The sequence below is a fragment of the Blattabacterium cuenoti genome (assembly GCF_014251255.1).
In the GTDB taxonomy this organism is placed as follows: domain Bacteria; phylum Bacteroidota; class Bacteroidia; order Flavobacteriales; family Blattabacteriaceae; genus Blattabacterium; species Blattabacterium cuenoti_W.
The window spans coordinates 399,247-421,376 of record NZ_CP059182.1; the positions used below are offsets into that span (position 1 = coordinate 399,247).

The window sequence follows — 22,130 nt, forward strand, 5'->3', positions numbered from 1 at the left end:
AAACAAAAAAGTTTTTGAATTTTTTTTCTATCAAACAATAAATATAAAAAAAAAACAAATAAAAATTAACAATTTTTAATTATTTTTATTTTATATTATATAGATATTAGTAGTATGATTATTACTGCTATTTATTATATATAAATTTATTGTTGTTTCTATTTTTAATTCTCATCATCATCAGTCCATCATAATAATAATTCAATAAATATATATCAACTTGTTGTATAAGATCTAAAATAACTCCTACTACAATTAGTAATGAAGTTCCTCCATAAAATAATGCAAAACTTTGAGTAATTCCTATACTACGATAAGCTATCGATGGTAATATTGCAATAATGGCTAAAAGAACAGATCCAGGAATGGTTATATTAGATAAAACATGATCTATATATTCTGCAGTTTCTTTTCCAGGTTTTATTTTTGGAATATGTCCTCCATTTCTTTTTAAATCATCCGCCATTTGATTTACTGGAATAGTAATAGCTGTATAAAAAAAAGTGAAAATTATTACTAATAAAAAAAAAGCTAAGTTATACCAAAATCCATAAATATCTTTAAAAAGATGAAAAAAATTTCTTATTTTTTCATTTTGAAAATAATCAGAAAAAGTTAATGGAAAAAGAATAATTGCCTGAGAAAATATTATAGGCATAACTCCTGCAGCAGTCATTTTTAATGGAATATACTGATGTCTTTTTTGAATAGAATTAGAAAAACTAGAACTAAAAGATTTATAATGTGAAACATATTGTACAGGAATTTTTCTAATTGCTTGTATAATAAGAATAGAAAAAAGAATAACCAATAACCATAATAAAAACTCAAAAAACAAAATAACAAATCCTCTATTTCCAATTTTTACTTTAGAAAGTATTTCTTTGGAAATAGCATCTGGAAAACGAGCTACAATTCCAGACATAATAATTAAAGAAACTCCATTTCCTATTCCTTTATCTGTGATTTTATCACCTAGCCACATAGTAAATAAAGTTCCAGATGTTAATACTATAATTCCAATTGACCAAAATAAAGTTTTTCCATAAAAAGTACTTATGTTAATAAGATAAGTATTTAATAAAACAGAATATGAAAATGGAATAAATTGTTGTGTTAGAGAAATAAGATAAACAGGAGCTTGTATTAAACATAAACCTAAAGTTAACCATCTTGTCATAAGACCAATCTGTTTTCTCCCACTTTCTCCATCTTTTTGTAACCTTTGTAAATAAGGAATTACAATACACATTAGTTGAATGATAATAGAAGCTGATATATAAGGCATAATTCCAAGTGATAAAACAGAAGCACGATTGAAAGCTCCTCCAGTAAAAGAAGAAAGAATTTGCATAAGACCTTTAGATCCTGAATTAAAATTTTTTAAAAAATCACTAATTCCTAAAGGATTAATTCCAGGAATAGGAATATATGCTCCAAAACGATATATTAATAGAAAACTTAAAGTTATTATTATTTTTTTACGTAATTCTTTTGCATTCCAAATATTATAAAACGTAATTAAAAAATTGTTCATATTTTATTTTTACTTGCATAGTAAAACATCTCCACCTACTTTCTTTATAGAAAGAATAGCTTTCTTACTAAATTTAGACGCGCGAATTTTTAGTGGAGATAACAACTTTCCTTTTCCTAAAATTTTCAGAGATTCATTCTTACGAAGAAAATTCTTTTTTACTAAAATTTCTTTATCTATAATATTTTTTTCAGATATTTTTTTTCTATCTACCAAATTTTGCAACGTTTCCAAATTAATACAAGAATATTTTTTTTTCTTTTTCTTTTTATTAAATCCGTATTTAGGAATACGTCTTTGTAGAGGCATCTGACCTCCTTCAAATCCAAATTTTCTAGAATAACCAGAACGAGATTTTGCTCCTTTATGTCCCCTTCCACAAGTTCCTCCTTTTCCAGATCCTTGTCCTCTTCCTAATCTTAACTTCTTTTTCTTTGATTTTTTATTTGGTTTTAAAGAATTTAACATCATAAAAAAATAAAATTTTATCCATTATATACTTTTTTAATAGAAATTCCTCTTTGCTTTGCAATTGTTTGTACATTTCTTATAAGACTTAACGCTTTAATTGTTGCTTTAATAACATTATGAGGATTAGACGATCCCTTAGATTTTGATAAAATATTTTTTATCCCTGCAGCTTCAAGAACAGCTCTTAAAGTCCCTCCTGCAATAATTCCAGTTCCATCAGAAGCTGGTTTTATCAATATATGTGCCCCTCCATATTTGGCTTCTTGTTCATGAGAAATAGTTCCATTTGATACACAAACCTTACATAAACTTTTTCTTGCTTTTTCTCCTGCTTTATGAATAGCATCAGGAGCTTCTTTAGATTTTCCAAATCCGTATCCAACCATTCCTTTTTCATTTCCTTTAATTACAATAGCACTAAAACTAAAATACCTTCTTCCTTTTGTTACTTTACAAACTCTAGTAACTCCCACTAATTTTTCTCTTAATTCTGCTGCTATATTTTTTATTTTTTTTTTCCTTTCCATAAATAAAATAAAAAAAATAATATTTTTTTTAAAACTTTAATCCCATTTTTCTAATTCCTTCTGCTAAAGATTTGATTCTTCCATGATAAAAATATCTTCCTCTGTCAAAAACAGCTTTTCTTATATTTAAGATTTTTGCTTTTTCCCCTAAAAGTTTTCCTACTTCATAAGATAATTCCATTTTTGTTTTTTTTTCTTTTTGAAAAATTTTTTCTTTTGAAGAAGATGAAACTAAAGTTTTTCCATAGTTATCATCTATCATTTGCACATATATAGATTTATTACTTCTAAAAACGGATATTCTAGGAATATTAGAATTCCCAAAAACCTTTCTGAATTTTTTTTCCTTAATTTTTTTATTTTTTTTCATCAGAATATAAATATGATTATTAAATTCATAAAATTTAAGCAGATTTCCCTGTTTTTCTACGAATATCTTCTTTTAAATATCGAACTCCTTTTCCTTTATAAGGTTCTGGTTTTCTAAATGATTTAATTTTAGCCGCAATCATTCCTAAAAGTTGTTTATCATAAGATTTTAAAATAAGAATAGGGTTTTTTCCTTTTTCTATTTTTGTTTCTATAAGAATTTCTTTAGGAATCTTCATCATAATGTTATGAGAAAATCCTAAATTTAATTCTAATATTCCTCCATTACTAGAAACTCTATATCCAATTCCTACTAATTCTAATTCTTTTTTAAATCCTTTAGAAACACCTATTACCATATTATTAATTAATACACGATATAAACCATGTAAAGATTTAGATTTTTTATCTTCTTTTTTTCTAGTTAAAACTAATTTTCTATTTTTCTCATGAAAAACTAATTTGATTTTATCAGAAATTTTTAAATCTAAAGATCCTAATTTTCCTTTAATAAAAATTTCATTATTTAAAATTTTTATTTCTACATTTTCAGGAAAATGTATTGGATTATTTCCAATTCTAGACATATATTTTTTTTTATCATTTCAATATACATAACACAATACTTCTCCTCCTAATTTTTTTATTCTTGCTTGTTTATCCGTCATTATTCCATAAGATGTAGAAATAATGGCTATTCCCAACCCATTTAATACACGAGGAAAATTTTTGCATTTAGAATATTTTCTTAATCCTGGTTTGCTTATTCTAATTATTTGTTGTATAACAGACACTTTTTTTTGGTAATATTTTAAAGCGATCTTTATAAACTCTCTATTTTTTTTTGTTTCTAATTTATAATCCAATATATATCCATTTTCAAATAAAACTTTAGTAATTTCCTTTTTCAATTTAGAAGATGGACTTTCTAAAAGCTTATGTTTTGCAAAACAAGCATTTCTAATGCTAGTTAAAAAATCAGAAACAGGATCTCTATTCATAGAAAAAAAATTCTAATAATTATCATAAATCACCAACTTGCTTTTTTTACTCCAGGAATAAGCCCTTGAGAAACCATATCCCTAAAAACAATTCTAGATATTCCAAACTGACGCATGTACCCTCTACATCTTCCCGTAATAGAACATCTGTTTCTTAGACGTACTGGAGATGCATCCCTAGGTAACTTTTGAAGAAGTTCATAATTTTTGGAATCCTTTAGAAACTTACGTTTATTTGCATATTTCAAAACTATTTTTTCTCTTTTTTTTTGTCTTGCTTTTACAGATTCTTTAGCCATTTTATTTATGTTTTTTTTATAAACGGTATTCCAAAATAAGATAAAAGATATTTAGCTTCCATATCACTTTTGGCAGATGTTACAAATGTAATATTCATCCCCATATTTTTTTTTATTTGATCAATATCAATTTCAGGAAAAATCACTTGTTCATAAATTCCCATGTTATAATTTCCATATCCATCAAAACTACTTATTTTCACTCCAATAAAATCTCTTACTCTAGGTAAAGAAATGTTAATCAACCTTTCTAAAAATTCATACATTCTTGTTCTTCGCAAAGTAACTTTCACTCCTATAGGCATTCCTTTTCTAAGTTTAAATCCAGATTCATCATGTTTTGAATAACAAAAAATAGCTTTTTGTCCTACAATAGTAGTTATTTCATTCATAGAATGATCTATCATTTTCTTATCAAATGAAACAGAAGATCCAACTCCTTGATGAAGAACAATTTTCTTTAACCTAGGAACTTCCATAATAGAACGATATCCAAATTTTTTAACCAAAGAAGGAATAATTTCATTTTTATACAATTTTTTTAATTTATTTAGAAACTTCATTCTTTTTCTTTTTTCAATTTGGATAAATGAATAGGCAATTCTTTTTTTAAAATACCTCCTTTAGGTTTTTCTACAGTAGGTTTTGTATGTTTTTTAATTATGTTTATTCCTTGGACAATAGCTTTGTTTTTTTTAGGAAAAACTTTTAATACAATTCCTGTATTCCCCTTATAATTTCCCGATAAAATAGAAACTTTATCTCCTTTTTTTATCATAAAAAAAAAATTAATATTTCATAAAACTTCTTGTGCTAAAGAAATAATTTTCATATACTCTTTATCTCTCAATTCTCTAGCAACTGGCCCGAAAACTCTAGTTCCCATCATTTCTCCTGAAGGATTAATAAGAACACAAGCATTATCATCAAAACTGATATATGATCCATCTTTCCTCCTTACCTTTTTTTTTGTTCTTATAACTACAGCTTTAAAAACTTGACCTTTTTTTACAATATTTCCGCCTGAAATAGCCGATTTAACAGTAACAACTATAGAATCTCCTAATGAAGCATATCTTTTTTTTGTACCACCTAATACTCTAATAACTAATACTTCTTTGGCTCCTGTATTATCTGATACTTTACACATAGATTCTTGTTGTAACATACAAATTAAAAATTTTTATTCATAAAATTGAAACTAATCTCCAACATTTTTTTTTGCTTATAGGACGTGTTTCCATAATACTCACATAATCTCCTTTTTTAGAAATGTTTTTTTCATCATGAACCATATATTTTTTTTTCTTCAAAATACTTTTTCCATAATATTTATGTTTTACTTTTTTTATTTCATAAACAACAATAGTTTTGTTCATTTTATCACTTAATACTATTCCTTTTCTTTGTTTTCTAACATTTCTACTGCTAAAATCTTCTTTATTATTTTTTTTTATCATTATCTATTTTTCTTTTATTAAATTCTGTTTTTAATCTCGCAATATCTCTTCTTAACATTCTAATTTCTATAGGATTTTTTTTTTTTTCTATTATAGGATGATACATTTTCATTTTTTGAAGATTATTTTCTTTAATTTTTATATTTTTTATAATTTCTTCTAAAGAAAATTCTGAATATTTCATATTTTCATCTTAATTTAATTTCTATTGTTTATAAAAAACAAATTTCATTTTTATAGGAAGTTTTTGAGCAGCTAATCTTAATGCTTCTTTAGCTACTTCCATAGAAACTCCATCTACTTCAAATAAAATCCTTCCAGGTTTCACTACAGAAACCCAAAATTCAACAGGACCTTTTCCTTTTCCCATACGAACTTCTTGTGGTTTTTTTGTAGCAGGTTTATCTGGAAAAACATTTATCCATAATTTTCCTTCCCTTTTCATATATCTTGTAGCAGCCACACGAGCTGACTCCAATTGTCTAGACGTAATCCATGCTCCTTCCAAAGCTTTTATTCCATATAATCCTCTTGAAAGAAAAATTCCTTTTGTAGAATTTCCACGTATACGTCCTTTTTGTTTTTTTTTATACTTTGTTTTTTTTGGTTGTAACATAATAATTTAGAATCTTTTTTTTCTATTACTATTGCTACTATTCTTATGATAAGAAGATCTACTACGTTGTTTTTTTTGTATTCCTAATAATAACGGAAACAATTCTCTTTTTCCATAAATTTCTCCTTTCATAATCCAAACTTTAACTCCTATACTTCCATAAACAGTATGAGCTACTTCCATATGATAATCCACATCTGCACGAAAAGTTCCGAGAGAAATTCTACCTTCTTTATAAGATTCACATCTTGCCATTTCTACTCCATTTAAACGACCAGACATTTGTATTTTTATTCCTTGAGCATTCATTCTTATTGCAGAAAGAATTGATAATTTTATTGCTTTTTTATAAGAAATTCTATTTTCTAATTGTCTAACTAATCCTTTAGCAACTAAGGGAGCATCTAATTCAGGACGTTTGACTTCAGATATATTTATCTGAACTTCTTTTTTAGTCAATTTTTTTAATTCTTTTCTAACTGTATCCACTTCATCTCCTCTCTTTCCTATAACAAGAGCAGGTCTTGAAGTTCTAATAGTAATGGTTATAAACTTTAAAGTTCTTTCTATAAAAATTCTAGAAATAATTCCTTTTGGAAACCGTGCTTCTATATATCTCCTTACCTTAAAGTCTTCTTGTATTCTATCTTTATAATTGTTACACCAACTAGATTGCCATCCCATAATAATCCCCAAACGATTCACAATTGGATTTGTTTTTTGCCCCATATCATTTTTTTTATTTAATCTATTTATCTTTTTATAAATTTAAGATCATTTATCTTAGTTTTCTATTTTTTTATCTAAATAAATAACAACATTACTTGATCTTTTTCTAATTCTATGACCTCTCCCTTGAGGAACAGGTCTCAATCTTTTCAACGTTTTTCCTTGATTAACTCTAATATCTTTGATATACAAAGAAGACAACAAATTCTTAGGAACATCTCTCATAGATTTTTCTATGTATTTCTTATTCCAATTGGATAACAAAGAAAGAATTAATTTTATTATATAAATAGAAATTTTACATTTAGAACTGTATCTCAACAAATCTAAAGCTTCTTGTACATTTTTATATCTAATTAGATTTATCACCAATCTTATTTTTCTTGGAGAGTTACGAATTCCATTTAAAGAAGCAGAAACAATATTATTTTTTGTGTTCTTCATTAAAACAAAACTAAAACTTAATTTTTTACTTTTAATTTATTTTTAGATCCAGAATGTCCTCTAAAAGTACGTGTAGGAGCAAATTCACCTAATTTATGTCCAATCATGTTCTCTGTAATATAGACGTTAATAAATTGTTTTCCATTATGAACTGCAAAAGTTTGTCCAACAAAATCTGGTAAAATAGTTGATGGTCTTGACCATGTTTTAATAACAGTTTTTTTTTCAGATTTTATATTTTTTAAAACTTTACTATATAATTTATGAGATACATATGGACCTTTTTTTAAAGATCTAGCCATAACAATATTATTTTTTTCTTCTTTGTAAAATATATTTATTTGAATACTTTTTTCTAGAACGTGTTCTAAATCCTTTAGAAGGAAACCCTTTTCTACTTCTAGGAATTCCTCCAGATGCTTTTCCTTCACCTCCTCCCATTGGATGATCTACAGGATTCATCGCAACTCCTCTAGTTCTAGGCCTTCTTCCTAAATGACGGTTTTTACCTGCTTTTCCATATATCTCCAATTGATGATCAGGATTAGAAACAATTCCAATAGTTGCCATACAATTAATCAGAACCATTTTTATTTCTCCAGAAGGAAATTTTATAGTTGCATATTTTCCATCTTTTGCAAATAATTGAGCATAAGATCCTGCACTTCTAGCTATTTTAGCACCTTGTCCAGGTTTAGTTTCTATACAAGAAATGTTAGTTCCTAAAGGAATTTCACTTAAAAAAGTGGAATTTCCTATTTTAAAGGGAATTTTAGATCCAGAAATAATTTCTTGTCCTATTTTGAATCCATTCATAGCAATAATATAGCTTTTTTCTCCATTTTTATAATGAATTAAAGAAATAAAAGAAGATCTATTAGGATCATACTCTATAGATTTTACAATAGCAGATATTCCAAATTTTCTTCTTTTAAAATCAATAATTCTATATTTTTTTTTATGTCCACCTCCAAAATAACGCATAGTCATTTTTCCATAATTATTTCTTCCTCCAGATTTGCATTTTCCTTTTGACAAATATTTTTCAGGAGAAGAAACAGTAATTTGATCAAATTTATTTACAATTTTAAATCTTTGACCTGGAGTTACAGGTTTTAATTTTTTAATAGACATTGTATTAATCTTTTTTTTGATTTTCAAAAAAATCAATTATTTGATTTTCTTTTAATTGAATAATAACTTTTTTTATTCTATTAGTTTTTCCATATAAAACCCCTTTTTTTGTATATTTAGATTTATTTTTTTTAGGATAAATCATAGTTCTAATTTTTTTTACAGAAAACCCAAATATTTCATTTATTTTTTTTTTTATTTCTGTTTTATTCCAATTAATAGAAACAGAAAAAATATAACAATTATTCATTTTATAAATGGAAGATTTATCTGTAATAAAAGGCTTAATTAGAAAAATCATAACTTTTTATACTTTTTTTTTATCAATTTCAAAAACAAAAACCATGTATTTTATTTATAGAGTTTTCAGAGAAAAAAACATATAAAGAATTTAATAAAGAATAACTATTTAACTCATCTATAGTTAATAACTGAAAATTCTTCAAATTCCTAGAAGATAAATATAAATTTTTATTATATTTTCCAATTACCATCAATAACTTTTTATCTTTTAATTGAAAAGAACTTAACATTTTTAATATCAATTTAGTTTTTGGAATTTCCAATTTTATATCCTCTATTATTTTTACTTTATTTGTTTTTAATTTGGATCCAATAATATATCTTTTAACCAATTTTTTAGTTAAATTATTTAATTTAAAAAAATAACGTTTTGGACGTGGACCAAAAACCCTTCCTCCTCCTCTAAATATAGGATTTTTAATATCTCCTTTTCTAGATCCTCCAGTTCCTTTTTGTCTATGCAATTTTCTTGTACTTCCAGATAATTCTCCTCTTTCTTTTGATTTATGTGTTCCTTGACGTTGTGCGGATAAAAACCTTTTTATTTCTAAATAAATAGAATGATCATAAGAATAATTCTTTCCAAAAAAGAAAAAAGAATTATCTATTTTCACTTTTCTATTTGTATCATTTCCTTGTATATCTAAAATTTTTAGTTCCATTTTTTTTTATCATTAAATATGAATTTTTATTTCCTGGAACAGATCCCTTTATAATCAAAATATTTTGATCAATGTCTATTTTTAATATTTTTAAATTTTTAATAGTAACATTTTTTCCTCCCATTCTTCCAGCCATTTTTTTGCCTTTAAAAACACGTGAAGGGTCAGAACCTGCTCCTATTGATCCAGGAGCTCTCAAACGATTATGTTGTCCATGACTTCTTTCTCCTACTCCTGAAAAATTATGTCTTTTTACTACTCCCTGAAATCCTTTACCTTTAGAAATTCCTTTTATATTTATTAATTCTCCTTCTTCAAAAAAACTCGCATCTATTTTATCTCCTAATTTAAAATTAGAAGAAAAATCCCCTCTAAATTCTAGTAATTTCCTTTTTGGAAGAATTCCTGCTTTTTTAAAATGACCTTGTAAAGATTTAGTTGTTTTTTTTTCTTTTTTATCAATCATTCCTAATTGAACTGAACAATAACCATCTTTTTCTATAGTTTTTATTTGAACAACATAACATGGTCCTATTTTTACAATTGTACATGGAAGACTTTCTCCTGTTTCAGAGAAAAGATTTGTCATTCCAAGATTTATCCCTATTCCTCCAAACATTTTATTTTTTGTTTTATATTTTATACTTTTATTTCCGCTTCTACTCCACTAGGCAATTCTAATTTCATCAAAGCATCTACTGTTTTAGAGGAAGCATTATGAATTTGTAAAAGTCTTTTATGAGTGGGTAATAAAAACTGTTCTCTTGATTTTTTATTTACATGAGGGGAACGTAATACTGTAAACACTTTTTTTTCTGTAGGTAAAGGAACTGGCCCATTTAAAACAACTCCAGTTGGAAGAACAGAATTAACAATTCTCTCTGCAGATTTATCTAATAAATTATAATCATAAGATTTTAATTTAATTTTTATATTATGCCCCATAATAATGAATTATTGATTATTTTCTTGACTTTTTTTTATCATGTAATGAATTCTTTTCAATTCCAATAATACTATTGGTGATATTTAACGGAACTTCTTCATAATGAGAAAATTCCATAGAAGATGTTCCTCTTCCAGAAGAAAAAGTACGTAATGTAGTAACATATCCAAATATTTCTGATAAAGGAACTAAAGCTTGAATAACTTTAATATTATTGTTGTTAGTATGATGACTACTACTACGATTTATCATATTTTGAACAATTCCTCTTCTACGATTCAAATCTCCTATAATGTCTCCCATATTTTCCTCTGGAATGATAACTTCCAACTTCATTATTGGTTCTAGCAAAATAGGTTTAGTTTTTTTTGCTGCTTTTTTGAATCCAAGTTTTCCTGCTATTTCAAAAGATAATTGATCAGAATCAACAGGATGATAAGAACCATCTAATATGGTTATTTTTGCACTATCTATTTCATATCCAGATAAAGGACCACTTTTCATCATTTCTTGACATCCTTTTTTTATGGAAGGAATAAACTCTTTAGGGATGTTCCCTCCTTTTATTTTGTTAACAAATTCTAAACCAGATCCTTTGTTTTTTCCCGGTTCTAATCTAAAAAGTATATCTGCAAATTTTCCTTTTCCTCCTGTTTGTTTTTTATAAACTTCCCTATGTTCCACTGAATTTTTTAATGCCTCTTTATATTCAACTTGTGGATTTCCTTGATTAACTTCAACTTTAAATTCTCTTTTCATACGATCCAAAATAATTTCCAAATGCAATTCTCCCATACCAGAAATAATAATTTGACCGGTATAATTATCTGTACGAACCTGAAAAGTAGGATCTTCTTCCATCAATTTAGATAAAGCAAAACTCATTCTATCTATATCTGATTTCAATTTTGGTTCTATGGCTATCCCTATTACTGGATCAGGAAAAGAAATATCTTCTAACAAAATTGGAAATTTTTCATCACATAATGTATCACCTGTTTTAATATCTTTAAATCCTACAACAGCGGCAATATCTCCAGCTCCTATTTCTGAAATAGGATTTTGTTTATTAGCATGCATTTGATATATTCTAGAAATTCGTTCTTTATTTCCTGATCTTGTGTTAAAACTATATGATCCTGAATTTATTTTTCCAGAATAAACTCTAAAAAATGCCAAACGTCCTACAAAAGGATCACTAGCTATTTTAAAAGCTAAAGCAGAAAATGGCTCATTATCACTAGGTTTTCTAGTAACTTTCATTTGATTAATAGGATTAATTCCCACAATATTTTTAACTTCAAGAGGAGAAGGTAAATAACGACAAATAGCATCTAACATTGCTTGAACTCCTTTATTTTTAAAAGAAGAACCACATAAAATAGGAATTACTTTCATTTTTATTGTATTCTTATGCAAAGAAGAAATTATATCTTCTTCAGATAGAGAAGAATTATCATACAAAAATTTTTCCATAATTGTATCATCATGTTCAGATAACGATTCAATCAATTTATGATGATAATCATTTACTATATTTTTCATCTTATATGGAACAGGAACTTCTTTATATGTCATTCCATAATTACTATCATCCCATACAATAGCTTTATTGGATATTAAATCCACTACTCCTATAAAATTCTCTCCAGATCCAATAGGGATCTGTAAAGGAACAGAATTTGCTCCTAACATTTTTTGTATTTGTAAACAAACATCTAAAAAATCAGCACCTTGTCTATCCATTTTATTTACAAATGCAATTCTAGGAATATGATATTTATCTGCTTGTCTCCATACCGTTTCTGATTGAGGTTCTACTCCATCTACTGCACTAAATAAAACAACCATTCCATCTAAAACTCTCATGGATCTTTCTACTTCAACTGTAAAATCAACATGTCCCGGAGTATCAATAATATTAATTTGATATTTATTTTTTTTATATGTCCATTCGCAACATGTTGCTGCTGACGTAATAGTAATTCCACGTTCTTGTTCTTGTAGCATCCAATCCATAGTGGCAGCTCCATCATGAACTTCTCCTATTTTGTGATTTATTCCTGTATAAAATAAAATTCTTTCTGTAGTAGTAGTTTTTCCTGCATCAATATGCGCTGCGATTCCAATATTTCTTGTATACCTTAAATTCTTTGCCATAATTTAAAATCTAAAATGCGAGAATGCTTTATTAGCTTCAGCCATTTTATGAATATTTTCTTTTCTTTTGATCGCTTCACCTTGTTCTTTAAAAGCATCTAATATTTCACAAGCTAATTTATGTGCCATTGTCTTCTCATTTTTTCTAATGGAAGCACAAGATATAAGTAATTTCATTGCTTTTGTTATTTTACTACTAGATGAAATAGAAATAGGAATTTGGATATTAGATCCTCCCATACGACGATTTCTAACTTCTACATGAGGCATTACATTTTTTAATCCTTCTTTCCATATTTCTAATGCAGATCTCTCCTCTTTTTCCCCTTTAATTTTTTCTATTTTTTTAATAGCATCATAAAATATTTTATATGCTAAATTTTTTTTTCCATTTTTCATTAAATGATTCACAAAACGTGTGACCAAAGTATCATTAAACTTAGGATCTGGAAAATATATTTTTATTTTCTTTTTAACTTTTCTCATTGTCTTAGTAGTAAGAATGATAATCGTTATTTTTCAATTATTTTTTTTTTTGAATTTTAGCTCCATATTTACTTCTACTTTTTTTTCTTCCATTTACTCCAGCTGTATCACGAGCTCCTCGTACTATTTTATATTTCACTCCAGGTAAATCTTTTACTCTTCCTCCTTTTACTAATACTATAGAATGTTCTTGAAGATTATGACCTTCTCCAGTAATATAACTGATAACTTCTTTTCCATTTGTAAAACGAACACGAGCTACTTTTCTCATAGCAGAATTTGGTTTTTTAGGTGTAGTAGTATATACACGTGTACAAACACCTCTTTTTTGAGGACAAAACCCTAATGCTATAGATTTTCTTTTTTTAGAAACAGATGTTCTTCCTTTTCTAATTAATTGTTGTATTGTAGGCATTTTATTTTTTTTCAATCAGAAAAAACAATATAAAAAAAAAAAAATTAAAATAGCATTAAAAATGATCTATATAAATTTTTTCATTTTGAAAGGGTTCTTCTTCCAAAGATTGGATATGAAGTTTTTCGTAAATATAACGGAAAGTAGAAAGTAAGCATGGTAATCCATCAACAATAGCTACATTGTGCTCAAAATGAGCAGAAATAGATTTATCTAATGTCGTCACAGTCCATCCATCTTTATGAAAAGAAACTTCCGCAGATCCTTTATTAACCATAGGTTCTATAGAAAGAACAAAACCTTCTTTTAATTCCAAACCTTTTCCTTTTTTTCCAAAATTAGGAATTTGTGGATCTTCATGCATTTTTTTTCCTAATCCATGACCTACAAGATCTTTTACGACATTATATCCATGATTTTCTACACAAGATTGTATAGAAAATCCAATATCTCCAACATGATTTCCATGTTTGCACTTAGATATTCCAATGTAGAGAGATTTTTTAGAACAATCAAGAAATTTTTTTACGGTATTTGATACTTTTCCTACTTCAAAAGTATAAGCATGTTCTCCATAAAAACCATTCATATATACTCCACAATCTATAGATAAGATATCTCCTTCAGACAAAGGATTTTTATTAGGAACTCCATGAACTACTTGATAATTAGGAGAAACACATAAAGTATTTGGAAAATTATATAATCCTAAAAAAGCTGGAGTTCCACCGTGATCTCTTATATAATTTTCAGCAAGTTTATCTAAATAAAGTGTATTAACTCCAGGTTTAACTTCTCCAGCTAACATTCCTAATGTTTTTGAAGCTAAAAATGCGCTTTTTTTTATTAAAATTATTTCCTCAATAGTTTTTAAGTGGATCATTTTTTTTTATTAAAATAGAATTTCCAGTCATATTATAAGGTTTAGGTAAATTCATCAACTGAAGTATAGTAGGAGCAACATCTGATAAAATAGCTTCTTTTTTTAAAATATTTTTTTTCATTTTTAATGCATCATTTAAAAGAAAAAAAGGAACCAAAGAATTTGTATGAGAAGTATTAGGAGTTTTATCAGAATTTATCATGTAATCTGCATTTCCATGATCTCCAACTATAATAACTGTATATGAACTTTTTATGGCTTCTTTAGAACAAATTTGAACACATTTATCAACAAATTCACAAGCTTTTATAGTTTCTTTCATTTTACCAGTATGTCCTACCATATCTGGATTAGCAAAATTTAAACATATAAAATCCGCTTCTTTTTTTCTCAATATTGGAATTATCTGATTTACAATTTTTTCAGCACTCATTTCAGGTTTTAAATCGTAAGTAGATACTTTGGGAGATTGACATAAAATTCTAGTCTCTCCATTAAAAGGAGCTTCACGTCCTCCTGAAAAAAAGAAAGTAACATGTGGATATTTTTCCGTTTCAGCAATGCGAATTTGTTTTTTATTTTCTTTTTCTAATACTTCTCCTAAAGTATTTAATAAATTTTTTCTTTCAAAAAGAACATAAACATTTTTTTTATATTTAGGATTATAACAAGTCATAGTCACATAATATAAATTAAGTTTTTTTCTTTTTTTATTTATAGTATTTTTTTTTGTTACGTCATTATTATCATCAAAATAATTTGTTAAATATTCCGTAATTTGTCTAGATCTATCTGAACGGAAATTAAAACAAAAAACAACATCTCCTTCTTCTATTCTAGAAATAGGATTTCCAAAATCATCAACTCTTATTAAAGGAGGTAAAAACTCATCCGTTATTTTTTTACTATATAATTTTTCAATTGATTGAATAATATTATTACTATAATTTCCTTTTGAATGGACCATAGCATCATATGCTATTTTAGTTCTTTCCCATTTTTTATCACGATCCATAGAATAATATCTTCCAATAACAGAAGATAACTGCCCAACAGTTTGTTTCATAACCTGAAAAAGGTTTTGAATATAAAAAATTCCATTTTTTGGAGAAGTGTCGCGTCCATCTGTAAATGCATGTACAAAAACATTTTTTACTTTTTTAGTATGTGCTATTTTTAGCAAATGAAAAAGATGATTTATATGTGAATGAACACCTCCATCAGATAATAAACCAATAAAATGAATTTTTTTACCAGAACAAACTACATAGTCAAAAATAGAACTGACTTTTTTTTGAAAAACTCCTTTCTTAATAGAATTATTTATTTTTTCTAAATTTTGGATAATCCTTTGTCCAGATCCTAAATTCATATGACCAACTTCTGAATTTCCCATCTGTCCTTCTGGAAGTCCTACAAATAAACCAGAAGCATGTAATTGACTAAAAGGATAGTTAAAATAACAAGAATCAATAAAAGGAGTATATGCTTGATAAATAGCAGAACTCTTTTTACAAGAAGTAATTCCCCATCCATCCAATATAATTAATATTAATTTTTTCATAAAAAAAAACCAAATTTTTTTGACTCTACTTTACTTATTTTATTTTCTTTTTTTTTCAGAAAACTCTGAAAGAGTTCTTCTTTTGTAAAGAAGAATTTTTAAATTTTTATTGAATCCATTTAGATACTCCTGAACAGTTATTTTGTTGTTTTTTATAAAATTTTGATGAATTAGTGTATTTTCTAATATAAATTTATTTAGTTTCCCTTGAACTATTTTATCAGAAATGACAGCATTTGTTTTTTTATCATTTTCTACTTGATATCGAATAATATCAATTTCTTTTTTCATCAAAGAATCTGGAATTCCGTTTTCATCTATAGCTATTGGGTTCATAGCTGTGATATGCATTGCTATATTTTTAGCAATTGAATCATCAATCCCTTCTTTAGAAGAAAAGCCAACTAGGGTTGCAATTTTATTATTAATATGAGTATAATCTTTTACAAAAGGAGAATCTATCCTTTCAAAAATTTTTAGTTCCAATAACTCTCCTACAACACTTATTTTTTCATGTATTATATCTTTAACACTTTTATTATATGGAAAAATAGAACTAGATAAAAATTCTTGTTTGTTATTATGAAATAATGAATGAATTGATAATTCTTTTAAAAAATTTAAAAATATGGAACTTTTAGAAAGAAAATCTGTTTCACAACTTAATCCTACAATTGTTCCAAAAGTCTGATCTTCACTAATAGAAGAAAGAACTCCTCCTTCTTTCATCTCAAATGAAGAACGGTTTATAGCTATTTTTTTTCCTTTTTTTCTTAAAAAATTAACAGCATCATCAAAATTTCCATTTGATTTTATTAAAGCTTTTTTACAATCCATTATTCCAACTCCAGTTCTTTTTCTAAGTTTCATTACTTTATCAGAAGAGATTTTCATAACTATTTTTCGTTATTTTTTTTTTCTTCATGTTCTTTTTTCGTACAAAGACCTTGTTGAATTGCTTCTGTAATAAATTGTAAAATAACATTAATAGATTTGGAAGAATCATCATTAGATGGAATCGGATACTTTATTTCATTTGGATCTGTATTTGTATCTACCATTGCAAAAACAGGTATATTCAATTTAATCGCTTCTGACAAAGCTATTTTTTCTTTATATGGATCTACTAAAAAAATACCACCTGGAAGATGATTCATAGAAGAAATACTCCCCAAATTTTTATATAACTTTTCATATAATCTATTAATTAATAATCTTTCTTTTTTAGATAATGTATTAAATGTTCCATTTTTTTTCATTTTTTCTATATTATTCATCTTTTTTATAGATTTTCGAATAGTGGTAAAATTTGTTAGTAATCCTCCTAACCATCTTTCTGTCACAGAAGGCATATTTACTTTTTTTGCATAAAAGGATATCTTTTCTCTTGCTTGAGCTTTTGTTCCAACTAACAAAATTTTTCTTCCAATAGAAACAATTTTTCTTATTCCACTACAAGCTTCTTTTAATTTAATTATTGTTTTTGATAAATCTATAATATGAATTCCACTTTTTTTCATAAAAATAAAAGGTCGCATTTTTGGATTCCATTTTCTTGCAATATGTCCAAAATGAACTCCTGCTTTTAATAAATCTTGAGTTTTTATTTCCATTTGAGTTTTTCAAATTTTTTTTATCAATTAATTTTTTTAACGTTTTGAAAATTGATATTTTTTTCTTGCTTTTTTTTGTCCAAATTTTTTTCTTTCTACTTCTCTAGAATCACGTGTTAACAATCCATTAGATTTCAATATTTTTCTATTTTTTAAGTCTACTTTACAAAATGCACGAGATATGGCAAGACGAATTGCTTCTGCTTGACCATTGAATCCTCCCCCATTAACTTTAATAATAATATCAAACTGATTAAGTTGATTTTGATTTATAATCTTAAGAGGATATAAAATTTTACTATAAGTGTTTTTTGAAAAATATTCAATATAATTTTTGGAATTAATTAAAATTTTACCGTTTCCAGATTTTAAATACACACGTGCTAAAGATCTTTTTCTTCTTCCTATAGAATGAATAATCATTATTTTTTTATGGGATTTTGAGATTGATGTTTATGTTTTTCTTCGTGGTAAACATGAAGATTTTTGATAATTTTTCTTCCCAAACGATTTTTAGGAAGCATTCCTTTGACTGCTTTAAATATCAATTTTCTAGAATCTTTCTGAAAAAGATTTTTAACAGAAATTATTTTTTTTCCACCTGGAAACCCAGTATGACGAATATATTTTTTTTTATTCCATTTTTTTCCAGAAAGTTTTATTTTATTAGAATTAATAACAATAACATGATCTCCGCAATCCATGTGTGGGGAAAAATCAGATTTATGTTTTCCTCTAATAATTGAAGCTACTTGAGAAGAAAATCTTCCAAGATATTGATTTTTTGCATCCATTATAATCCACATTTTGGAAATACCTTTTTTTTTTGAAAGAGTTTTAAAACTTAATGGGTCCATTATTTTTTCATTACTTAAGCTTAAGATAAATAATTTTCAAAAAAAAATAGAAAATAATGACTTTTTGTCATAAAAAAACTAAACTTTTTTTTTCTTATAGAGAAAGAAGAATTTTATTGTCATCTTCAATAGATTTATTTTCATTATGGCATAATGATTGGATATTATTTCAATGATTGATTATATGAAAAAAAACGTAATAAAAAAATGAGTAAAATTATAGGTATAGATTTAGGAACTACAAATTCTTGTGTAGCTGTGATGGAAATAAATGATCCCGTTGTTATCCCAAATTCTGAAGGAAAAAGAACAACTCCTTCTATTGTTGCTTTTGTAGACGGTGGAGAAAGAAAAATAGGAGATCCGGCAAAAAGACAAGCTGTAACAAATCCACAAAAAACTATTTTTTCAATTAAACGTTTTATGGGAAGATCATATTCTGAAGTTTCAGAAGAATTAAGACATATTCCTTATAAAGTTGTAAAAGGAGGAAATAATACTCCAAGAGTAGATATAGAAAAAAGATTATATGCTCCTCAAGAAATATCTGCTATGATCCTTCAGAAAATGAAAAAAACTGCTGAAGATTATTTAGGAGAAAAAGTGAATCGAGCAGTTATTACTGTTCCTGCATATTTCAATGATGCACAAAGACAAGCAACGAAAGAAGCAGGAGAAATATCAGGATTGAAAGTAGAAAGAATTATTAATGAACCCACAGCAGCAGCATTAGCATACGGACTAGATAAAAGCAAACAAAATAAAAAAATAGTTGTATATGATTTAGGTGGTGGAACTTTTGATGTTTCTATTTTAGAGTTAGGAGATGGTGTTTTTGAAGTCCTTTCCACAAATGGAGATACTCATTTAGGAGGAGATAATTTTGATCAAATAATAATAGATTACTTTGCAAATGAATTTAAATCTAAAGAAGGAATAGATCTTAGAAAAGATCCTATGGCATTACAACGTTTAAAAGAAACTTCCGAAAAAGCTAAAATAGAATTATCATCTTCTACACAAACAGAAATCAATTTACCATATATTACAGCCACAGAATCAGGCCCAAAACATTTAGTCATTACTCTTACTCGCGCAAAATTTGAACAATTATCTGAAAATTTAATACATCGTTCCATAAATCCTTGTTCCAAAGCTTTAAATGATGCAGGATTAACAACAAAAGATATAGATGAAGTCATTTTAGTTGGAGGATCTACAAGAATTCCAAAGGTTCAAGAAAGTGTTGAAAATTTTTTCAAAAAAAAACCATCTAAAGGAGTTAATCCAGATGAAGTAGTAGCTATTGGAGCAGCTATACAAGGGGGTGTTTTGACAGGAGATGTCCAAAATGTACTATTACTTGATGTGACACCTTTATCCTTAGGAATTGAAACTTTAGGAGGTGTTTTTACTAAACTTATTGATTCAAACACTACTATTCCTACCAAAAAATCTGAAATATTTTCTACAGCATCGGATAATCAATCAGCAGTAACTATAAGAGTAGGACAAGGAGAAAGATCTATGTTTAATGATAACAAAGAAATAGGGAGATTTGATTTAGTTGATATTCCTCCAGCACCTAGAGGAACTCCTCAAATAGAAGTTATTTTTGATATTGATGCTAATGGAATTCTTCATGTTTCAGCAAAAGATAAAGGGACAGGAAAAGAACAATCTATTCGAATTGAAACATCTTCAGGATTAAATCAAGAAGAAATTGAAAAAATGAAAAAAGAAGCGAAAGAAAATGCTCAAAAAGATGAAAAAATTAAAGAAGAAATCAATAAATTAAATACAGCTGATAGTCAGATTTTTAAATCTGAAAAACAGTTAAAAGATTATGGAAATAAATTATCTGAATCTAATAAAAAGAATATAGAAGAATCTCTAAAAGAATTAAAGAATGCTTACAACAAAAAGGATTTTACAACTATTGATAGTTGTATGAAAAAATTAAATGAAGCATGGACTAATGCTTCTCAAGAACTTTATGAAGTAAAAAAAGATAATCAAAAAAATAATTTTTCTAACAAAAAAAATAATGAAGAAAAAAATAATAAAGGAAACGAAAATGTACAAGATGTTGATTATGAAGAAATAAAATGAGAAAATAAAAAAAGGGAGCAAGTAAATTATGGAATAATAGAAATTTTAGTTTCGCCCCCAATAACTTTTTCTCCGGATTTGATAAGAATAGTGGAATTTAATGGTAAATAAATATCGACTCTGGATCCGAATTTGATAAATCCAAATTCTTCTCCCTTTCTTGCAAAGATTCCTTTTTTAGCATAAATACTAATACGACGAGCTAAAAAACCAGCTATTTGTCTAAATAATATTTTTTGTTTTTTTTTCGTCTCTATAACAGTTGTTGTTCGTTCATTATTTAATGATGCTTTTTTGAACCAAGCTATGATGTATTTTCCTGGATGATATTTTACATAAATAACTTTTCCGGAAGTTGGAAATCTGTTGACATGAACATCAAAAGGAGACATGAAAATAGAAACACATATACAATATTTTTTAATGAATTCATTTTCGAAAACTTTCTGAATATTTACAATCTTTCCATCAGCAGGAGAAACTATTTCTTTTTCCTTGTTTTTATCATCATCATTTTTTTCATGAAAATTCCTTTTTGGATTTCTAAAAAAGAAAATAAAAAAAATATATATAGTGATTAAAAATACAGAGATAAAAAGATTAATCAATCTAGAGAATAAAAAAATAGAAATAAAAATTACAAAAAAAATTATTATCAATGTATATGTCAAAAATGAAATTCCTTCTTTGTGAATGATCATTTTGTTTCAATCAAAAAAATGAATACTAACTACTAAAGTCGCTATAATTGGAATCACAAATATAAAACTATCTAATCTGTCTAAAAAACCTCCATGTCCAGGAAACCATATTCCTGAATTTTTTACACCATAAGATCTTTTTATAGTAGATTCTACTAAATCTCCAATAGATGCAAAAATAGGAACAATAAAAGAAAGAATAAACCAATATTTTTTTCCCCATGCATTATACAAAAAGATTCCAGAAATCAAACAAAAAAGCAAACCTCCAATAAATCCTTCTATAGATTTTTTAGGAGATATAAATCTAGCTATTTTTCTTTTTCCCCATTTTTTCCCTATTAAATAGGATAGAGAATCATTTGTCCATATTAAAATAAATGTTCCCAAAACTAATTCCTTTCCCACAAGAGAATACATATAGGAGGCTAAATAAAAAGGAACTATAATATATACCAACCCTAAAATTAGATGATTCATTTGCGTTATTTTCTCCTCATGAGAAGAAGTTTTATTCAATAATTGAATAATAAAAAATATTGTAGAATAAGGAATAAAACATATAATGTATAAAATTAATCCTTTTCTCATAAAAATATCTGCAAGTATTACAAATAAAAAAAAGAACGATGCAACTTTGATTAAAGTTTTATTAGTTTTAGATATAGTCAAAAATTCAAATAAACAAAAAAAAGATAATATCATCATAACTATTCTAAAAAACTTATCTCCTTTTTCAATTGAAAAAACAATTAAAAAAATAAATAAAAATCCAGTAAAAAATCTGATTAAAAAATCAAAATATTTTTCCTTACATATTTTTTTATTCATATTTATTTTT

33 protein-coding genes are annotated in these 22,130 nt (G+C 26.3%); 1 reads left to right on the forward strand and 32 read right to left on the reverse strand.

Annotated elements, in window-relative coordinates; all coding sequences use genetic code 11:
* Nucleotides 1–127 precede the first annotated feature (127 nt).
* The 30 genes from secY to rplM are packed head-to-tail and all read right to left on the reverse strand — an operon-like array spanning nucleotide 128 to nucleotide 18,476.
* Nucleotides 128–1,537, reverse strand: coding sequence for a preprotein translocase subunit SecY (gene secY / locus H0H77_RS01865; protein WP_185851387.1), 1,410 nt, complete (start codon nucleotides 1,535–1,537; stop codon nucleotides 128–130).
* Nucleotides 1,538–1,546: 9 nt separating this feature from the next.
* Nucleotides 1,547–2,008, reverse strand: coding sequence for a 50S ribosomal protein L15 (gene rplO, locus H0H77_RS01870; protein WP_185851388.1), 462 nt, complete (start codon nucleotides 2,006–2,008; stop codon nucleotides 1,547–1,549).
* Nucleotides 2,009–2,022: 14 nt separating this feature from the next.
* Nucleotides 2,023–2,535 (reverse strand): 30S ribosomal protein S5, encoded by a 513-nt coding sequence (gene rpsE / locus H0H77_RS01875; protein WP_185851389.1) that lies wholly within the window; start codon nucleotides 2,533–2,535, stop codon nucleotides 2,023–2,025.
* Nucleotides 2,536–2,563: 28 nt separating this feature from the next.
* Nucleotides 2,564–2,905 (reverse strand): 50S ribosomal protein L18, encoded by a 342-nt coding sequence (gene rplR / locus H0H77_RS01880; RefSeq protein WP_185851390.1) that lies wholly within the window; start codon nucleotides 2,903–2,905, stop codon nucleotides 2,564–2,566.
* A 34-nt stretch (nucleotides 2,906–2,939) separates the two neighbouring features.
* Entirely contained in the window at nucleotides 2,940–3,491 is a 552-nt protein-coding gene (gene rplF / locus H0H77_RS01885; RefSeq protein ID WP_185851391.1) for a 50S ribosomal protein L6, read from the reverse strand.
* An 18-nt stretch (nucleotides 3,492–3,509) separates the two neighbouring features.
* Nucleotides 3,510–3,905 carry a 30S ribosomal protein S8 gene (gene rpsH / locus H0H77_RS01890; protein ID WP_185851392.1) on the reverse strand — a complete coding sequence of 132 codons (396 nt, stop codon included), beginning with the start codon at nucleotides 3,903–3,905 and terminating at the stop codon, nucleotides 3,510–3,512.
* Nucleotides 3,906–3,934: 29 nt separating this feature from the next.
* The gene (rpsN, locus tag H0H77_RS01895) at nucleotides 3,935–4,204 is read right to left on the reverse strand and encodes a 30S ribosomal protein S14 (protein ID WP_185851393.1); all 270 of its coding nucleotides are present in this window, start codon (nucleotides 4,202–4,204) and stop codon (nucleotides 3,935–3,937) included.
* A 5-nt stretch (nucleotides 4,205–4,209) separates the two neighbouring features.
* Nucleotides 4,210–4,767, reverse strand: coding sequence for a 50S ribosomal protein L5 (gene rplE / locus H0H77_RS01900; protein ID WP_185851394.1), 558 nt, complete (start codon nucleotides 4,765–4,767; stop codon nucleotides 4,210–4,212).
* The gene (rplX, locus tag H0H77_RS01905; protein ID WP_185851395.1) at nucleotides 4,764–4,982 is read right to left on the reverse strand and encodes a 50S ribosomal protein L24; all 219 of its coding nucleotides are present in this window, start codon (nucleotides 4,980–4,982) and stop codon (nucleotides 4,764–4,766) included. Before rplX ends, rplE begins: the two co-directional genes overlap by 4 nt.
* An 18-nt stretch (nucleotides 4,983–5,000) precedes the next feature.
* Nucleotides 5,001–5,372: a 50S ribosomal protein L14 gene (gene rplN, locus H0H77_RS01910; RefSeq protein ID WP_185851396.1), complete on the reverse strand. Its 372-nt coding sequence runs from the start codon at nucleotides 5,370–5,372 to the stop codon at nucleotides 5,001–5,003.
* Between the two features lie 19 nt (nucleotides 5,373–5,391).
* Nucleotides 5,392–5,664 carry a 30S ribosomal protein S17 gene (gene rpsQ / locus H0H77_RS01915; RefSeq protein WP_185851397.1) on the reverse strand — a complete coding sequence of 91 codons (273 nt, stop codon included), beginning with the start codon at nucleotides 5,662–5,664 and terminating at the stop codon, nucleotides 5,392–5,394.
* The gene (gene rpmC / locus H0H77_RS01920; RefSeq protein WP_185851398.1) at nucleotides 5,648–5,848 is read right to left on the reverse strand and encodes a 50S ribosomal protein L29; all 201 of its coding nucleotides are present in this window, start codon (nucleotides 5,846–5,848) and stop codon (nucleotides 5,648–5,650) included. The genes rpsQ and rpmC overlap by 17 nt, the downstream gene beginning before the upstream one ends.
* 21 nt (nucleotides 5,849–5,869) lie before the next feature.
* Entirely contained in the window at nucleotides 5,870–6,280 is a 411-nt protein-coding gene (gene rplP, locus H0H77_RS01925) for a 50S ribosomal protein L16 (protein WP_185851399.1), read from the reverse strand.
* Nucleotides 6,281–6,286: 6 nt separating this feature from the next.
* A complete protein-coding gene (rpsC, locus tag H0H77_RS01930; RefSeq protein WP_185851400.1) occupies nucleotides 6,287–7,009 on the reverse strand; it encodes a 30S ribosomal protein S3 in 723 nt (240 codons plus the stop codon).
* A 54-nt stretch (nucleotides 7,010–7,063) separates the two neighbouring features.
* Nucleotides 7,064–7,453, reverse strand: coding sequence for a large ribosomal subunit protein uL22 (locus H0H77_RS01935; protein ID WP_185851401.1), 390 nt, complete (start codon nucleotides 7,451–7,453; stop codon nucleotides 7,064–7,066).
* Between the two features lie 17 nt (nucleotides 7,454–7,470).
* Entirely contained in the window at nucleotides 7,471–7,755 is a 285-nt protein-coding gene (gene rpsS / locus H0H77_RS01940; RefSeq protein WP_185851402.1) for a 30S ribosomal protein S19, read from the reverse strand.
* Nucleotides 7,756–7,762: 7 nt separating this feature from the next.
* A complete protein-coding gene (rplB, locus tag H0H77_RS01945; protein WP_185851403.1) occupies nucleotides 7,763–8,587 on the reverse strand; it encodes a 50S ribosomal protein L2 in 825 nt (274 codons plus the stop codon).
* Nucleotides 8,588–8,591: 4 nt separating this feature from the next.
* The gene (locus H0H77_RS01950) at nucleotides 8,592–8,888 is read right to left on the reverse strand and encodes a 50S ribosomal protein L23 (protein WP_317168001.1); all 297 of its coding nucleotides are present in this window, start codon (nucleotides 8,886–8,888) and stop codon (nucleotides 8,592–8,594) included.
* Between the two features lie 28 nt (nucleotides 8,889–8,916).
* On the reverse strand, nucleotides 8,917–9,552 hold the full coding sequence (gene rplD / locus H0H77_RS01955) for a 50S ribosomal protein L4 (protein ID WP_185851404.1): 636 nt from the start codon (nucleotides 9,550–9,552) through the stop codon (nucleotides 8,917–8,919).
* Nucleotides 9,518–10,171: a 50S ribosomal protein L3 gene (gene rplC / locus H0H77_RS01960; protein ID WP_185851405.1), complete on the reverse strand. Its 654-nt coding sequence runs from the start codon at nucleotides 10,169–10,171 to the stop codon at nucleotides 9,518–9,520. Before rplC ends, rplD begins: the two co-directional genes overlap by 35 nt.
* 20 nt (nucleotides 10,172–10,191) lie before the next feature.
* Complete coding sequence (rpsJ, locus tag H0H77_RS01965; protein WP_185851406.1) at nucleotides 10,192–10,497, reverse strand: 30S ribosomal protein S10; 306 nt, start codon at nucleotides 10,495–10,497, stop codon at nucleotides 10,192–10,194.
* A 16-nt stretch (nucleotides 10,498–10,513) separates the two neighbouring features.
* Nucleotides 10,514–12,658 (reverse strand): elongation factor G, encoded by a 2,145-nt coding sequence (fusA, locus tag H0H77_RS01970; RefSeq protein WP_185851407.1) that lies wholly within the window; start codon nucleotides 12,656–12,658, stop codon nucleotides 10,514–10,516.
* Nucleotides 12,659–12,661: 3 nt separating this feature from the next.
* A complete protein-coding gene (rpsG, locus tag H0H77_RS01975; protein WP_185851408.1) occupies nucleotides 12,662–13,144 on the reverse strand; it encodes a 30S ribosomal protein S7 in 483 nt (160 codons plus the stop codon).
* 37 nt (nucleotides 13,145–13,181) lie between these two features.
* The gene (gene rpsL / locus H0H77_RS01980) at nucleotides 13,182–13,559 is read right to left on the reverse strand and encodes a 30S ribosomal protein S12 (RefSeq protein ID WP_185851862.1); all 378 of its coding nucleotides are present in this window, start codon (nucleotides 13,557–13,559) and stop codon (nucleotides 13,182–13,184) included.
* Nucleotides 13,560–13,614: 55 nt separating this feature from the next.
* Complete coding sequence (map, locus tag H0H77_RS01985; RefSeq protein ID WP_185851409.1) at nucleotides 13,615–14,442, reverse strand: type I methionyl aminopeptidase; 828 nt, start codon at nucleotides 14,440–14,442, stop codon at nucleotides 13,615–13,617.
* Nucleotides 14,420–16,006: a 2,3-bisphosphoglycerate-independent phosphoglycerate mutase gene (gene gpmI / locus H0H77_RS01990; RefSeq protein ID WP_185851410.1), complete on the reverse strand. Its 1,587-nt coding sequence runs from the start codon at nucleotides 16,004–16,006 to the stop codon at nucleotides 14,420–14,422. The genes map and gpmI overlap by 23 nt, the downstream gene beginning before the upstream one ends.
* A gap of 39 nt (nucleotides 16,007–16,045) precedes the next feature.
* Entirely contained in the window at nucleotides 16,046–16,900 is an 855-nt protein-coding gene (gene tsf / locus H0H77_RS01995; protein WP_185851411.1) for a translation elongation factor Ts, read from the reverse strand.
* Nucleotides 16,901–16,902: 2 nt separating this feature from the next.
* Nucleotides 16,903–17,619, reverse strand: coding sequence for a 30S ribosomal protein S2 (rpsB, locus tag H0H77_RS02000; RefSeq protein ID WP_185851412.1), 717 nt, complete (start codon nucleotides 17,617–17,619; stop codon nucleotides 16,903–16,905).
* Nucleotides 17,620–17,655: 36 nt separating this feature from the next.
* A complete protein-coding gene (gene rpsI / locus H0H77_RS02005) occupies nucleotides 17,656–18,042 on the reverse strand; it encodes a 30S ribosomal protein S9 (RefSeq protein ID WP_394366556.1) in 387 nt (128 codons plus the stop codon).
* Nucleotides 18,042–18,476: a 50S ribosomal protein L13 gene (rplM, locus tag H0H77_RS02010; RefSeq protein WP_185851413.1), complete on the reverse strand. Its 435-nt coding sequence runs from the start codon at nucleotides 18,474–18,476 to the stop codon at nucleotides 18,042–18,044. The genes rpsI and rplM overlap by 1 nt, the downstream gene beginning before the upstream one ends.
* A gap of 207 nt (nucleotides 18,477–18,683) precedes the next feature.
* Here rplM and dnaK point away from each other — a divergent pair, with 207 nt between their 5' ends.
* Complete coding sequence (dnaK, locus tag H0H77_RS02015; protein WP_185851414.1) at nucleotides 18,684–20,588, forward strand: molecular chaperone DnaK; 1,905 nt, start codon at nucleotides 18,684–18,686, stop codon at nucleotides 20,586–20,588.
* A gap of 26 nt (nucleotides 20,589–20,614) precedes the next feature.
* Here the strand turns inward: dnaK and H0H77_RS02020 are convergent, their stop codons facing one another.
* Complete coding sequence (locus H0H77_RS02020; RefSeq protein ID WP_185851864.1) at nucleotides 20,615–21,286, reverse strand: phosphatidylserine decarboxylase family protein; 672 nt, start codon at nucleotides 21,284–21,286, stop codon at nucleotides 20,615–20,617.
* Between the two features lie 9 nt (nucleotides 21,287–21,295).
* Nucleotides 21,296–22,120, reverse strand: a complete 825-nt coding sequence (locus tag H0H77_RS02025) for a phosphatidate cytidylyltransferase (RefSeq protein ID WP_185851415.1) — start codon at nucleotides 22,118–22,120, stop codon at nucleotides 21,296–21,298.
* Between the last annotated feature and the right edge of the window lie 10 nt (nucleotides 22,121–22,130).